The sequence below is a fragment of the Cupriavidus sp. FW305-46 genome, from assembly GCF_058787075.1.
Genome location: NZ_JBYSZI010000019.1, coordinates 67975 through 82851, shown reverse-complemented (window position 1 = coordinate 82851; position 14877 = coordinate 67975). Strand labels below are relative to the sequence as shown.

The 14877-nt window shown below is 66.7% G+C and carries 13 protein-coding genes; 6 read left to right on the top strand and 7 right to left on the bottom strand.

Annotated elements, in window-relative coordinates; translation table 11 throughout:
• The first annotated feature begins 79 nt into the window (after window positions 1-79).
• Together AC3WON_RS11885 and AC3WON_RS11880 are read left to right on the top strand one after the other, a co-directional pair.
• Window positions 80-1828, top strand: coding sequence for a class I adenylate-forming enzyme family protein (locus tag AC3WON_RS11885; protein ID WP_492351902.1), 1749 nt, complete (start codon window positions 80-82; stop codon window positions 1826-1828).
• Window positions 1829-1875: 47 nt separating this feature from the next.
• On the top strand, window positions 1876-2718 hold the full coding sequence (locus tag AC3WON_RS11880; protein ID WP_492317158.1) for an acid phosphatase: 843 nt from the start codon (window positions 1876-1878) through the stop codon (window positions 2716-2718).
• Window positions 2719-2751: 33 nt separating this feature from the next.
• Here the strand turns inward: AC3WON_RS11880 and AC3WON_RS11875 are convergent, their stop codons facing one another.
• From AC3WON_RS11875 to AC3WON_RS11865, 3 genes are all read right to left on the bottom strand, one after another.
• Window positions 2752-3234: a CreA family protein gene (locus AC3WON_RS11875; RefSeq protein ID WP_456806530.1), complete on the bottom strand. Its 483-nt coding sequence runs from the start codon at window positions 3232-3234 to the stop codon at window positions 2752-2754.
• A 15-nt stretch (window positions 3235-3249) separates the two neighbouring features.
• Window positions 3250-3735 carry an acyl-CoA thioesterase gene (locus tag AC3WON_RS11870; protein ID WP_013952870.1) on the bottom strand — a complete coding sequence of 162 codons (486 nt, stop codon included), beginning with the start codon at window positions 3733-3735 and terminating at the stop codon, window positions 3250-3252.
• Window positions 3736-3945: 210 nt separating this feature from the next.
• Entirely contained in the window at window positions 3946-4227 is a 282-nt protein-coding gene (locus AC3WON_RS11865) for an HU family DNA-binding protein (protein ID WP_010814166.1), read from the bottom strand.
• Window positions 4228-4735: 508 nt separating this feature from the next.
• On the opposite strand from AC3WON_RS11865, the gene AC3WON_RS11860 reads away from it, so the two are divergent.
• Both AC3WON_RS11860 and AC3WON_RS11855 read left to right on the top strand, forming a co-directional pair.
• Window positions 4736-5938, top strand: a complete 1203-nt coding sequence (locus tag AC3WON_RS11860; protein WP_456806532.1) for an ammonium transporter — start codon at window positions 4736-4738, stop codon at window positions 5936-5938.
• 213 nt (window positions 5939-6151) lie between these two features.
• Complete coding sequence (locus AC3WON_RS11855) at window positions 6152-7009, top strand: mechanosensitive ion channel family protein (RefSeq protein WP_492351901.1); 858 nt, start codon at window positions 6152-6154, stop codon at window positions 7007-7009.
• Window positions 7010-7028: 19 nt separating this feature from the next.
• Here AC3WON_RS11855 and AC3WON_RS11850 read toward each other — a convergent pair whose 3' ends face one another.
• The gene (locus tag AC3WON_RS11850; protein WP_492351900.1) at window positions 7029-8234 is read right to left on the bottom strand and encodes a Bcr/CflA family multidrug efflux MFS transporter; all 1206 of its coding nucleotides are present in this window, start codon (window positions 8232-8234) and stop codon (window positions 7029-7031) included.
• 387 nt (window positions 8235-8621) lie between these two features.
• Between AC3WON_RS11850 and AC3WON_RS11845 the strand changes: the two genes are divergently transcribed.
• The gene (locus AC3WON_RS11845) at window positions 8622-9209 is read left to right on the top strand and encodes a hypothetical protein (RefSeq protein ID WP_454749468.1); all 588 of its coding nucleotides are present in this window, start codon (window positions 8622-8624) and stop codon (window positions 9207-9209) included.
• A 106-nt stretch (window positions 9210-9315) separates the two neighbouring features.
• Here AC3WON_RS11845 and mdoH read toward each other — a convergent pair whose 3' ends face one another.
• From mdoH to AC3WON_RS11830, 3 genes are all read right to left on the bottom strand, one after another.
• Complete coding sequence (mdoH, locus tag AC3WON_RS11840) at window positions 9316-11928, bottom strand: glucans biosynthesis glucosyltransferase MdoH (protein WP_492317161.1); 2613 nt, start codon at window positions 11926-11928, stop codon at window positions 9316-9318.
• Window positions 11901-13499 carry a glucan biosynthesis protein G gene (locus AC3WON_RS11835; RefSeq protein WP_492351899.1) on the bottom strand — a complete coding sequence of 533 codons (1599 nt, stop codon included), beginning with the start codon at window positions 13497-13499 and terminating at the stop codon, window positions 11901-11903. Before AC3WON_RS11835 ends, mdoH begins: the two co-directional genes overlap by 28 nt.
• A gap of 367 nt (window positions 13500-13866) precedes the next feature.
• Complete coding sequence (locus tag AC3WON_RS11830) at window positions 13867-14238, bottom strand: hypothetical protein (RefSeq protein ID WP_010814159.1); 372 nt, start codon at window positions 14236-14238, stop codon at window positions 13867-13869.
• Window positions 14239-14441: 203 nt separating this feature from the next.
• On the opposite strand from AC3WON_RS11830, the gene AC3WON_RS11825 reads away from it, so the two are divergent.
• The gene (locus tag AC3WON_RS11825) at window positions 14442-14873 is read left to right on the top strand and encodes an RT0821/Lpp0805 family surface protein (RefSeq protein WP_492317163.1); all 432 of its coding nucleotides are present in this window, start codon (window positions 14442-14444) and stop codon (window positions 14871-14873) included.
• Window positions 14874-14877: the final 4 nt, after the last annotated feature.

The following is a 14877-nucleotide window of genomic DNA, read 5'->3' as shown; positions in this document are numbered from 1 at the left end:
CCCCCCCCCCCCCCCCCCCCCCCCCCCCGCCGCTTTCCTGCATTTCCCTCAACCTGCAGTGCAGTTCCGGGAGGCAGTCATGTCGAGCAATCCGCAGTTGGCCGGCACCTGGCCGGTCATGTCGCTGGCCGAGGCCCACGCCCGGCTTACCGCGCCCGGCGCGCCGTTCGAAACCGAAACGCGCGTGATCCGCGGCATCCCCACCACCGTCTGGAAGAACGCACCGCCCACGCTGCGCGAGCTGTTGCTGAACACGCGCGCGTTTGCCGACCGCACCTTCGTGGTCTATGAGGACGAGCGCGTCTCCTACGATGCCTTCCGTCGCGCCGCCATCGCCCTGGCCCATGCACTGGTGCGCGACGGCGTGCGCAAGGGCGACCGCGTGGCCGTAGCCATGCGCAACCTGCCTGAATGGCCGGTGGCGTTCTACGGCGCGCTGTTGGCCGGCGCCATCGTGACGCCGCTCAATGCCTGGTGGACCGGGGCCGAGCTGGAGTACGGCCTGGCCGATTCGGGCAGCCGCGTGGCGATCGTCGATGCCGAACGGCTCGACCGCATCCTGGAACACCTGCCGGGCTGCCCGGCACTGGAACGCGTCTATGCCTCACGTGCCGGCGGCACCGCGGCCGAGCCGTGCGTGGCCCCGCTGGAAAGCGTGATCGGCAGCCCGGCTGACTGGGCCGCGCTGCCAGACCAGGCGCCGCCGCAGGTCGATATCGATCCGGACGACGACGCCACCATCTTCTACACCTCGGGCACCACCGGCAAACCCAAGGGCGCGCTCGGCACGCACCGCAACTCCACCAACGTGGCGGTTGCCGGCAGCTTCAGCCCGAGCCGCAACCTGTTGCGCCGGGGCGAGCCGATTCCCGCGCCGGACCCCGCCGCACCGCAAAAGGCCATGTTGCTGGCGGTGCCGTTCTTCCACGTCACCGGCTGCATGGCGGTGCTCAACGGCGCCATTGCCACCGGCGGCAAGATCGTGCTGATGCACCGCTGGGACGCGCTGCGCGGCATGGAGCTGATCGAGCGCGAGCGCTGCACCGCGGCCGGCGGCGTGCCCACCATCGCATGGCAGATCCTGGAGCATCCGGAGCGCGGCCGCTTCGACCTGTCCTCGCTGGAGAACGTCAACTACGGCGGCGCGCCGGCATCGCCCGAACTGGTGCGGCGCATCGGCGAGGTATTCCCGCTGGCCGCTCCCGGCATCGGCTGGGGCATGACGGAAACGTCGTCCACCTTCACCAGCCACAGCGCCGAGGAATACGTGATGCGCCCGGACAGCAGCGGCCCGGCGCTGCCGATCGGCGAGATGAAGGTGGTGGACGGACACGGCCGCACCTTGCCGCCCGGCGAGACCGGCGAGCTGATGGCGCGCGGCGCCAATGTCGTGCGCGGCTACTGGAACAAGCCCGAGGCCACGGCGCAGACCTTTGCCGACGGCTGGCTGCGCACCGGCGACATTGCGCGGCTGGATGAGGAAGGCTACGTCTATATCGTCGACCGGATGAAGGACATGCTGATCCGCGGCGGCGAGAACATCTACTGCATCGAAGTGGAAAGCACCCTGTACGAGCATCCCGCGGTGATGGATGCCGCGGTGGTCGGGCTCGCGCACAAGACGCTGGGCGAAGAACCGGCCGCGGTGATCAGCCTGAAGCCCGGCATGCAGGCGAGCGAGGCCGAGCTGCAGGATTTCGTGCGCACCCGGCTGGCCGCATTCAAGGTGCCGGTGCGTATCCTGATTTACCAGGAGATGCTGCCGCGCAATGCCAATGGCAAGATCCTGAAGTCGAACCTGCGCAAGCTGTTCGACGCTGCCACCTGAGCTGCGGCAGGACAGCCGACTCGACAAGAACAACAAGGAACAACAAATTGACGGAACAAGCAAAGCGTGACCACTCCCCGTCCGCCCCGGTGCGGGCAACTATCGCGGTGGCACTCGCCGCCCTGGTGGCTGGCTGCGCCGCCGGCGGCACCAACCTGTCCGCGGTGCCGGAACTGCGCCCGGGCGTGCCTGCCGGCTACCTGGCCGCCGATGTGCGCCCGGACAGCCTGAAGCTGCTGCCCGCGCCGCCGGCGCAAGGCTCGGCAGCGCTGGCGCTGGATGAGGACGCCGCGCGGCAGGCCGGGACGCTGCGCGGTTCACCGCGCTGGCAAGTGGCTGGCGAGGATGCCGTGTTGACGTTCCCGCAGGCCGCCAGCGCATTCTCCTGCGCGCTGGGCGTGCCGGTCAGCGAGAAAGAAACGCCGTACCTGAACATCCTGCTGCGCCGCAGCCTGGTCGATGCCGGCCTGTCCACCTACAAGGCCAAGGACCACTACAAGCGCACACGCCCCTTCGTTGCCAACAAGACCCAGATGTGCACGCCGGCCGAGGCCGCCAAGCTGGAAAAGGACGGTTCGTACCCGTCCGGCCACAGCGCCATCGGCTGGGCCTGGGCGCTGATCCTGGCTGAGGTCGAGCCGGAACGCGCCAATGACATCCTGGCGCGCGGGCGCGCGTTCGGCCAGAGCCGCGTGGTCTGCAACGTGCACTGGCAAAGCGATGTCAACGAGGGCCGCATGATGGCCGCGGCAACGGTGGCGCGGCTGCATGCCGACCCGACCTTCCGCGCCGACCTGGACCGGGCCCGCCGCGAAGTGGCGGCGGCACGCGCCAGCGGCGCGCGCCCGTCGCGCGACTGCCAGGCGGAGAGCGCGGCGCTGGCCCCCTGATCCACCGGGTGCCGGGGCCGGCTGCTGCACGGGTTACTTCACCGGGATGACCGTGCCGGCCGGCACCGGCACGGCGGTGACGCTGTTCTGCGGGCTGCCGCTGACAATGCGGTCGGAGTATGTCAGGTACACCAGCGTATTGCGCTTGCGGTCGACCGCGCGCACGACGTGCAGGGCCTTGAACAGGATCGACATGCGTTCGGAGAAGACGTTGTCCTGTTGCCGGATCGGCCCCTTGAAGGCGATCGTGCCCACCTGCCGGCAGGCGATCGATGCCTCCGGCGGGTCTTCGGCCATGCCCAGCTGGCCCTTGATGCCGCCCGTGCGGGCGCGCGACACATAGCAGGTCACGCCGTCCACCTGGGGGTCGTCATAGGCTTCGATCACGACCTTGTCGGAGCCGGTCATGCGGAAATTGGTGCTGACGCTGCCGATCTCCTCGGCGTGGGCGCCCGAGGCGGCCGCCAGACAGGCGACGGCCAGGACCGTGCGGATGCGATTGCAGTTGCGCTTCATGGCGGGGGTCGGTATTCAGGTCACCGACGACTTGATGTCGTCGTGACGTTTTTCCATTTCCTGGCGCAGCGCGCGGCGCTGCTGGGCGGCGGCAAAGCGCTGGCGCTCCACCTCGTCGCGCGGCTCCAGCGGCGGCACCTCGGCCGGCGTGCCGTTGTCGTCCACGGCCACCATGGTGAAGTAGCAGCTGTTGGTATGGCGCACCAGCTTGCTGCGGATATTTTCCGTCACCACCTTGATGCCGATTTCCATCGAGCTGCGGCCGGTAAAGTTGACCGAGGCCAGGAAGGTCACCAGCTCGCCCACGTGGATCGGCTGGCGGAACACCACCTGGTCGACCGACAGCGTCACCACGTAGCGGCCGGCGTAGCGGCTGGCGCAGGCATAGGCAACCATGTCCAGGTACTTGAGGATGGTGCCGCCGTGGACGTTGCCGGAGAAGTTGGCCATGTCCGGCGTCATCAGCACGGTCATGGAAAGCTGGTGGGACTGGTCGTTCATGATGCGGGTACGGATTGCGGGGGCGGGATTTCGGGGGCGAACCTGCGATGGCGGCATTGCCTGAGGGCACGCCGGAACGCTGGCGCCGGCAGTTTAACCCGGATCGTGCCCGCCGTTGCCGGCGGCGGCCCGGTATCGGCAGGCGGGGCCGTGCCAGGCAACAAAAAAGCGGCCTGCAAGGCCGCTTTTCACGCTGTGGACGCAAACTGCTTACTTCTTCTTGTTCACCGCGTCCTTGAAACCTTGCCCGGCAGAGAACTTGACCGTCTTGGCGGCCGGGATCTTGATGGTTTCACCGGTGCGCGGATTGCGGCCGGTGCGGGCGGCGCGTTTGCCGGCGCTGAAGCTGCCAAAGCCCACCAGCGTCACCGAATCGCCCTTTGCCACTGCCTTCTTGATACTGTCCAGCGCTGCGTTGAGCGCGCGCTCGGCGGCGGCATTGCTCAGTTCTGCTTCCGCGGCGATGGCCGATACCAGTTCACCTTTATTCATGGCTGATTTCCCTTGTTGGTCGTCGTCACCGATGTGCGTGCCTCGCGGCAAAGCCATCGATCGGCGCAGTCTAATCTGCCCGTCGCGCGTAGAGCAATCCCCAGTGGCACCAATGCGACAAAAAAACCCGCAAATCCTTGATTGAGGCCGGTTAGCGGGCAATTTTCCACGCTTTTCCCGCTTGCCAGAAGCCGGCTTTGCCGGGCCGTCCCGCAGCGCGGCAACGCCAGACCGGCGCGCGCCTGGGGCAAACCAGCAGCATAGGACAAATTCCCACAAATGGGGCGTTGCACCATAACGGTTCAGCCAGCGCCGCCGTTGCGCGCCATTTCGGCGCATCCGCACTATCACGGCGATCCCAGCGGCAACGCTGCCAACAGCGCCGCCCCTGCCCGTGCGCGGCATTCCGGTGCGGTTTTACCCGACAAGGTGCACGTGGCACCAGGATGCGGCCATTGCTGGAATGCTTTTTGCATACCCACGCTCCCATTTTGAGCATGAGGTCACTATGGACAACTGGAAGACCGGCACCGACGCCCTGTTTATCCTGCTAGGCGCCATCATGGTGCTGGCCATGCACGCCGGCTTCGCCTTCCTGGAACTGGGCACGGTGCGCAAGAAGAACCAGGTCAACGCACTGGTAAAGATCCTGGTGGATTTTGCGGTTTCGACCATCGCCTATTTCTTTATCGGCTACACCATTGCCTACGGCGTGCAATTCATGTCCGGGGCCGAAACGCTGGCACAGAAAAACGGTTACGAACTGGTCAAGTTCTTTTTCCTGGCGACATTTGCCGCGGCCATTCCGGCGATTATCTCGGGCGGTATTGCCGAGCGTTCGCGCTTCAACCCGCAACTGGTCGCCACCTTCGTACTGGTAGGTTTTGTCTATCCGTTCTTCGAAGGCATCGCCTGGAACCAGCGCTATGGCGTGCAGGACTGGATCACGCGCGTGGCCGGCGCGCCATTCCATGACTTCGCCGGCTCGGTGGTGGTGCATGCGCTGGGCGGCTGGATCGCGCTGCCCGCGGTGCTGCTGCTGGGCGCGCGGCGCGGGCGCTACCAGAAGGACGGCCGCATCAGCGCCCATCCGCCCTCAAACATCCCGTTCCTGGCGCTGGGCGCCTGGGTGCTGGCGGTGGGCTGGTTCGGCTTCAACGTCATGAGCGCGCAGACGGTCGACAAGGTCAGCGGCCTGGTGGCGATCAACTCGCTGATGGCAATGGCCGGCGGCACGCTGGCGGCCTGGGCGGCCGGACGCAACGACCCGGGTTTTGCCTACAACGGGCCGCTGGCCGGGCTGGTGGCGGTGTGCGCTGGCTCGGACCTGATGCACCCGCTCGGCGCGCTGATCACCGGCGCGGTAGCCGGCGCGCTCTTTGTCTATATGTTCACGCTGGCGCAGAACAAATGGCATATCGATGACGTGCTCGGCGTGTGGCCGCTGCACGGGCTGTGCGGCGCCTGGGGCGGCATTGCCGCGGGCATCTTCGGGGCCAGGGCGCTGGGCGGGCTGGGCGGCGTGTCGCTGGGCGCGCAGGCGATCGGCACCGTGCTTGGCATCGTGGTGGCGCTGGCCGGCGGCACCCTGGTATATGGCGCGCTGAAGAAGTTGGTGGGCATCCGGCTGGATGCCGAAGGCGAATTCAACGGTGCGGACCTGACCTTGCACCGGATTTCGGCAACGCCGGAACGGGAAACCAACTGGTAATGGCTTTCGGGCCGTCCTGATTTAAATAGACAAGCTGCGCGAAGCGGCTTGTCTTAACAATAATTTGCTTGCACTTCCGGTACGGCGTCTCAATAATTGCCGTGCCCATGTATTGCGCCGCAACAGCGCGCAGGGCTAGCACATCGCTGCCGGCTGAATCGGGGGATGTTGTGCCGGCGGCCGGCCGGACACCAACATGAAAGGAATACGCCGATGGATGCCACTACCTTCGATAACCTCAAGGCCCTGGTCGTCACCTACGCGACGGAATTCGGGGTCAAGATCCTGGCGGCCCTTGCCTTCTGGGTCATCGGCCGCTGGCTGATCCACTTTGTCGTGCGCATGGTGCAGAACGCGCTCGGCAAGCAGAAGGTCGATCCCACGCTGCTGCGCTATGTCGGCTCGATCGTCACCGTGACGCTGAACGTGGTGCTGGTGATCGGCATCCTCGGCTTCTTCGGCATCCAGACTACGACCTTCGCCGCACTGATCGCCGCCGCTGGCGTGGCCATCGGCATGGCCTGGTCGGGGTTGATGGCGAACTTCGCTGCCGGTGCGTTCCTGGTGGTGCTGCGCCCGTTCAAGGTGGGAGACTTCGTGACGATCGGCGGCGTGACCGGCACGGTGCGCGAGATCGGCCTGTTCGCAACCTCGCTCGACACGCCGGACAATGTGCAGACCGTGGTCGGCAACAACAAGATCTTCAGCGATACCATCCAGAACTTCACCGCCAACCCGTACCGGCGCGTGGAACTGAAAGCGCAGCTTGCCGGCAGCACCGACACCGCCCATGCGGCAGCGCTGCTGAAGGGCCGCATCGCGGAAATCCCCAACGTGCTGGCCGAGCCCCCGGTCGACGTCGAGATCCTGGAGTTCACGCTGGTCGGCCCGGTGCTGGCGGTGCGTCCGTACTGCCACAACGACCACTACTGGCAAGTCTATTTCGATACCAACCGCATCATCCGCGAGAGCTTCGGCCAGGCTGGCTATGCCGCACCGATGCCGGCGCAGATGGTGGTGGTGCAACAGGCGGCTGTCGAGCAGGAGGCCGCCGTGCAACAGGCCGCCTGACGGCGGCTCGCAGCCAGTGTCAACGGCGGCCTGAGCGGCCGTAGTAGCGCATCAGCACCGCGCCCGCGCCGCAGGCCGCCATCACCACGCCCAGCGGCAGCGCGGTGCCGTCGCGCCACAGGCTGACGGCCGCGCCGCCCAGCGTCCCGAGTGAAAACTGCAGCGTACCCATCAGCGCCGAGGCCGTGCCGGCGCGATGGCCCTGATGGGCGAGCGCCAGTGCCGACGCATTCGGCGATACGCAGCCGAGCGCGCCGATAAAGACGAAAAAGCCCGCCAGCAGCACCGGCAGCACCGCCATGCCTGCAAGCGCGGCAACTGCCAGCGCCAGGCCCGCTGCACAGGCCGCCAGCAGCGTGCCCCCGAGCACCTGGTCGAGCGAGCGGCCGCGCACCAGCCTGGCGTTGAGCTGCGACATCGTGATCAGGCCCAGCGCATTGGCGCCGAAGACAAAACCATAGTGCGACGGCGCAATGCCGTGCAGCTCGATCAGCACGAACGGCGAGCCGGAGATATACGCGAACATGCCCGCCGAGCCGAAACCCGCAGACAGCGAATAGCCGAGGAATTCGCGATCCCGCAGCAGCTCGGCATAGCTTTTCGCCACCGTGCCGAGCCGCAGCGGCGCCGCGTGGCGCCGGTCCAGCGATTCCTCCATGCGCAGGTGGACCAGCAGCAGGATCAGCATCCCTGCCACCGCCAGCACCCAGAAGATCGCACGCCAGCCCGACACCGAGAGAATGGCGCCGCCGACGATCGGGGCCAGGATCGGCGCAACCCCCATCACCAGCATCAGCGACGAGAACGCGCGCGCCGACTCATGCGCCTCGAGCCGGTCGCGGATCACCGCGCGTGCCATGACCATGCCGGCGCAGCCGCCCAGCGCCTGCAGGAAGCGCCACAGCATCAGCGACTCCACGCTGCCTGCCAGCGCGCAGCCCACCGCGGCGGCCACGTAGAGGCACAGGCCGACATAGAGCGGCGGCTTGCGCCCGAAGCGGTCGCTGAACGGCCCATAGAAAGCCTGCCCCAGCGCCAGCCCCACCAGGAATGTGCCCAGGGTCAGCTGCACCTGGCCGATGTCCACGCCGAGATCGCCGGACAGCGACGGAAAACTCGGCAGGTACATGTCGATCGACAACGGCGCGATCGCCATCAGCGAACCGCAGATCAGCAGCCAGGCAGGAAAGCGCGCGGCCGAGGCAGCGCTGGTGGAACGGAGCATGGGAAGTATCCGGGGGAACGGCGTTGTCATGCACGGCCAGCCTGCTTGCGCCGCAGCCCGCGCCTGCAACCCGTGAAAAGCCGCAATTGTTGCACAGCATAACGAAAGCGGTACGGCACTGGCGTAGCGGGTTTTGAAACAGTCGTTCAGAAAAACTGCCCTGCCAAGGTCGGGTTCGATGATGCTGGCGAAGTTGGCGCGATTGGTGAATAGTGGTGTCAGGTCATTTGCGATCAGCGCGAATCCGGCGCTGCGGATGCTCTTGCGGGGTGGCGCGGCTTTCACCTGTGGCAGGGTGGAGGGTACAATGCCAGCCTGTCGGCGCAAGCCACACCGTCGGCCACGCAGAGACGGACGACAGTATCGGTCCCGGCAACGTTAGCCTGCATGAGAATACGACACACGCCGCTTTCCGCTTCGCTAGGCCCGGCCGCACTCGCGGCCGCGCTGCTGTTGCCGCTGCCCCAGCCCGGCAACGCCGCGCCGGTGCAGGCGCGCAATGTTGCCGCCTCGGCGCCGGCCCCTGCGATCGATGAGGCCGACCCGCTGTCACGCATGCTCAAGGGCGCTGCCACCGGCCAGAACACCGGCGCCGCCGGCGTGCCTGAATTGCTGCGCAACACCACGCGGCCTGACAACGTGCTGGCACGCGCCTGCCGCCAGCTCAACGACGCCCTGCCAATCGAAATTGACGGAGAAACGCGGCTGCGCCGCTGCCAGTCGATCCCCGGCAAGCATGTGCTGTTCCAGCTGGAGCTCACCAACTACCGCGGGCCGATGCTGGACCTGGCCAGCTTCGAGGTCAACTACGCTGCGCCCCTGCAGCGCAATATCTGCGCCAACCGCGACGTCGAGATCCTGACCAAGCTTGGCATCAGCCTGATGTTCCGCTACATGACGCGCAAGGACCGTGGCGAGCGCCGCATCGGCGATGTCTACATCAACGCGCCCATCTGCACGGCGGCGCTGCGCTAGCCAATACAAACAAGAATCGATTGCAATTGATGCGGCACGGCACGCCGCCCGCGCAAAAGAAAGACGGCACGCAAATGCGGGCCGTTCTCGTTTGGGTCAGTATCGCTCAGGCAGCGCGCGGACGCAGCGGCAGCACGTTGGCCGCGCGTCGCACCAGGATGCGCGTGTCCTTCCAGCCGGCATCGGCCAGCGGCGAGCCCCACACCAGTTCATGCAGGCGTGCTAGTGCAAACGGATTGCCCAGCAGCACATGCTTCTGCGCGGGGGTCAGCGCGCGCGGGCCATGCGTGAGCGCATGCTCGACCAGGGCCTCATGGCGCTTGCGTGCCGATTCCGGCTGCACCACGCGCGGCGTGGCGGTCGCGCACATCAGCGCATTGGTAACCGGATCCACCACGGCGTCGACAAAGTCAGGCGTTTCGGCCGCGGCTTCGACATGCTGCTGCGTCTCGACGATCTCGCGCGGTACCTGCGTCTCCTCGGGGATCATGAAGAGGCCCGCATTGCGCGAGGCGCGACCGAACGACACCCGCGACAGCATCACCGACAACGGGATCGACAGCGCCAGCGAGCCCACGATCGGCAGCAGCCACAGCACGTAGGACGGGTTCAGCCAGTACACCAGGCCACCCCATGCCAGGCCCAGGGCGGTGTGCCAGCCGTGGCGACGGAATGCTTCGCCCCAGCTGGTCTCGGCGTCTTCGCGCGGGGGCGACTTCCACGAGATGCCCCAGCCGCTGTACGCGGCGATCACGAACTTGGTGTGGAACAGCATGCGCGTGGGCGCCAGCAGCGCGGACAGCATCACCTCGATCAGCATGCTGGCAACCAGCTGCACCGCCCCGCCATAACGGCGCGCCTGCTTCAGCAGCAGCACCACGCTGGCCAGCTTGGGCAGGAACAGCAGCGTGGCCGTGGCGGAGAACAAGGCCAGCGCCTTTTCCGGATGCCATTCGGGCCAGGTCGGGAACAGCTGGTATTGCTGCGTGAAGTACTCCGGCGGCACCAGCGCGTGCTTGGCGAGCATGGCCGTGGACAGCAGCAGGAACAGCAGCCACAGCGGCGCCGACAGGTAGGCCATGATGCCGGTCAGGAACACCGCGCGGTGCACCACGTGGAAGCCCTGCTTGAGCCACAGCCTGAAGTTCATCAGGTTGCCCTGGCACCAGCGGCGGTCGCGCTTGACCTCGTCCAGCAGGTTCGGCGGCAGTTCTTCGTACGAGCCTTCCAGGTCGTAGGCAATCCACACGCCCCAGCCGGCACGGCGCATCAGCGCGGCCTCGACAAAGTCGTGCGACAGGATCTCGCCCGACAGCGGGCCGCGGCCGGGCAGCGGCGCCAGCGCGCAGTGCTCGATGAACGGATGCACGCGGATGATGGCGTTATGGCCCCAGTAGTGCGACTCACCCAGCTGCCAGTAGTGCAGGCCAGCCGTGAACAGCGGCCCGTACACGCGCGTTGCGAACTGCTGCACTCGCGCGTAGAGGGTCTCGCGGCCCACTGCCAGGGGTGCGGACTGGATGATGCCCGCCCCGGGGTTGGCTTCCATCAGCCGCACCAGCGTGGCCAGGCAGTCGCCGCTCATCACGCTGTCGGCATCGAGCACCACCATGTAGCGGTACTTGCTGCCCCAGCGGCGGCAGAAGTCGGCCACGTTGCCGGTCTTGCGCTTCACGCGGTGGCGGCGCCAGCGGTAGAAGATGCGGCCGAAGCCGCCGACGGCGCGGCACAGCTCCATCCATGCGTCATGCTCGGCGGTGCGCAGGTCCGGGTTGCCGCTGTCCGACAGCACGATGAAATCGAAGTTGGACAGGTGGCTGGTGCGCGCCAGCGATTCATAGGTGGCGCGCAACCCCGCGAACACGCGCGTCACGTCCTCATTGCAGATCGGCATGATGATCGCGGTGCGCGCCTCGGGCGCTATCGGCCCGTCGGGCGCGGCCGAGCGCGAGATCAGGTGGCGGTCGCCGCCCTTGGCCAGCACCAGGAAGCCCATCATTGCCGTCCAGAAGCCGGCCGACACCCATGAGAACAGGACGGCGAACAGCACCAGGATGGCGATCTCGAGCGGATCGGTGCCGTGGTACGGCAGCACGTTGCTCATGAAGTAGGTGGCCAGCACGGTCTGGATCACCACCAGGCCCAGCAGGAACCAGCGGCGGTGCGAGCCGGCCGGATGCCATTTGCCTTCGGCATCGGGACCGTCGTGCAGCGTGTCCCAGGTCTCGGGCACGGGCGGGCGGCCCAGCATGCGGCGCCAGGTATTGCGCAGCCAGCCGGTGACGATATGCGGCGGCCACTGGCGCGGCACCATCGAGCTGCGTTCGGGCTCGGGGCCGGTGTCGACCTTCACGGTGCCGTCTTCGCGCCGCTGCAGCAGCGGCGCGCCATCCACCTGGGGATTGCCGTATGCGATCGTAAAACGCCGGCCGACGGAGGCGTAGGCACTGCTGCCTTGCGCGGGCGGCGTGTCCTTGGCCGCCAGGCGCGACTGCAGGCGCGTGATCGCGTCCTGCGCATCGCGGCCGTCGGCGCTCACGGCGATCACGGGGGCAACCGATGCCACGGGCGTGACCGGTGCGACCGGCGTCGCGGCAGCGCCGTCCGCCAGCAGCTCGCTGCGTACTTCAGGCGATACCGGCAGGCGGTCGACATAGCGCTCGCATGCCGCCGCCTGGGCCGGTCGCTGCTTTAGCCTGGGGGTAAGATGTAGCTCCACGTCTCGGATAGGGTTGTATTGCCGTTGCGAAGATAGCCGCGCAACTCTACCGGCTTGGTTTCGTCCTTGCGGCGCATCACCATGGTCATGCGCCAGCCGCCGGTCGCCTCATTGCGCTGCACCGACGTTTTCAGCAGCTCACCGTTGGCATCGGCCGAAACCACCGGGTCGATGCGCACGTCCGCCGGCAGCTTGCGGAAGGCAGGGCCTTCGAAGTCCACCACCAGCGAAAAGCTCGTGTCTTCCTTGTTCCGGGTCTGGCCCTGCCCCAACCGGGTCTGGGTCACCCACGACAGCGGCGGCTGTTGTTCGCCGTCCTTCTGCCACAGCAGCCGGTACTCATAGTCGAAGGGTTGCTTCGGCTTGGGCGGGTTGTCCGGCACCCAGTACGCGACGATGTTGTCGTTGGTCTCGTCCGGCGTCGGGATCAGCACCAGCTCTACCCGGCCCGAACCCCAGTTGCCGCGCGGCTGCACCCAGCCACTGGGCCGGCGCTCATACCACGAGCCGATCTCCTGGTAGCTGTTGAAGGTGCGGTCGCGCTGCATCAGCCCGAAGCCCTGCGGATTGGTCGCCGCGAACGAGGTGACCAGCAAGCGCTTGGGATTGACCAGCGGGCGCCAGACCCATTCGCCGGTGCCCAGGTGGATCGACAGACCGTCGGAGTCATGCACCTCGGGACGGAAATCCTGTGCGGGCGACGGCTGGTTCTCGCCGAACAGGAACATGCTGGTCAGCGGCGCCAGGCCCAGCTTGGTCACGTTCTCGCGCAAATAGAGGCGCGACTTGACCTCCATCGCGGTCTCGGCGCCGGGCTTGATGGTGAAACGGTACGCGCCGCTCATGCGGCGCGAATCCATCAGCGCGTAGATCGTGATCTCCTTGGCATTGGGGCCGGGACGCTCGATCCAGTATTCAACGAAGCGCGGGAACTCCTCGCCCGAATTGAGCGCGGTGTCCACCGCCAGGCCGCGTGCCGACAAGCCGTACCACTGGTCCTTGCCCAGCGCGCGGAAATAGCTCGCGCCCAGGAACGACGCCAGTTCATCCTTGCGCTTGCCCTGGTTCAGCGGATACAGGATGCGGAAGCCCGCGAAGCCCAGGCCCTTGAGCTTGCCGGCATCGACCTTGTGCGGGCCGTAGTTGAACGCGGACGGGTCGAAGCGGAATTCACGCACGCTGTTGCCCACCACCTCATGGATGCGCACGGGCTGGTCGAACACCATGCCCTCGTGGAAGAACGACAGCTCGAACGGCGCGCGCGTGCCGCGCCAGGCAAAGCGTTCCGGCTTGTATTCGATCTCGCGGTAGCGCTCGTACGACAGCTCGCGCAGCTCGCGCGGCAGGTTCTGCGGCGGCGCCTTGTAGGGCGAGGCTGCCAGCTGGCGCGCGCGCGCCGCCACCGTGTCGAAATCGAACGCATGGGCTGCCATGGCACACAGCGCCAGCGCGCCGCCACCAAGCCAGGCTGCGATCCGCACACCCGCCCGCGCCGCGCGGCGGCGGGCTCCCGGCCCGGCGGCGGGCAAGGTATGGGTAATGGACAGGCGTGGCGTGGCGATCTGTGACATGTATGCCAGGGTAAGCGGTTGAATCGGGGTGACCCGCATCGGCGGTCGGAACGAAGGACGACACAGCAAGAGACGGGCCCGGCGCCGAGTGGCGAGGCCCGGACACGAGGCAGACGGCCCGCGGGGCACTGTGTCCGGTTTGTTGCGATGCGCAATAAACCATAACAATTCGAGACGTAAAAGTCACGTTTCGATCACGCAAGGTTTGAAACAAAATGTTGGCCAGGTTGCCCGAAAGCCGCTCCGGACAAGGCTTTGCGGGCGTCGGGGTCACACGGCCGCAAGCCCCGGCGAGGCCAATGCCTGCCGGCTGCGAGAATCTGGTGCGGATCGGGGCCGGCCGGCAGCCGGCCTTTTTAATACGGTGTTACTTTTTAGCGCCTTCGCTGTACGGATCAAACTTGCCGCTCTTGGCGCCTTCGGAATACGGATCGAACTTCCCGCTCTTCATTCCGCCCTGGCTATATGAGTCGAACGACTTCTGCGCGCCGCCCTGGATCGGCTCCATCTGGTCAGGGCGGGCACCCGGGTTCAGCGAAGTCACGTTGTCGCTTTTTGCGCCATCCGAGTACGGGCTGAATTTGTCCTGCTTGGCGCCATCGGAGTAGGTACTGAACTTGTCTTGCTTGGCGCCGTCGGTGTAAGGATTGAATTTGTCGGCCTTGCCCGTGGTCTGGGCGTGCAGCGTGCCGAATGCGCAGGCCAGGGCCAGGCCGATGGTCAGATAGCTCAGCTTCATGGGATCTCCTCTCGCAGGGGGAAAGGCGCTTGCCTTGCAAAGCGCACGGCAGGCGCCGCTGCCGGCCGACGCGAAGCGCGGGGGGCAACAATCAACGCTAGGTCAGCGGCTGGCACGTGTCAACCGCACCGCAGCGCTGCTGCGGCGCTGCATTGCGCTTACAATGCCACCCAAACGCCACCACGAAGCCACAAGGAATCGACATGCTGCCTCGGCCATCCGACCCCACCGTCAGCCCTGTCCGCCCTGCCCTGCGCGCCGCCGTCAGTGGCGCGCTTGGTGCCGCCCTGCTGTTTGCCGCTGCGGCGCCGGCGCAGGCGTACTTCGACAATTACCTGAGCGGCACCATCATCGGCACGCTCAATGACAAGGAAGGCGCGTCGCTGGCCAAGTCAGTACGCACCGCACTGAACGATACGGCCGACGGCAAGGCCGTTGAATGGACGTTCCCCGCGGCGGGGCGGCGCCAGCAGATCGACGGCACCATCACGCCGATCGAAAGCAAGACCGACAAGGGCCAGCCCTGCCGGCGCCTGAAGTCCGACCTCAAGCGCGGCAGCGCTGAAGAGCACTGGAGCGGCTGGTTCTGCAAGCAGCCCAACGGGCAATGGAAGTCGCGCCACGTGGCTGACTAAGCGG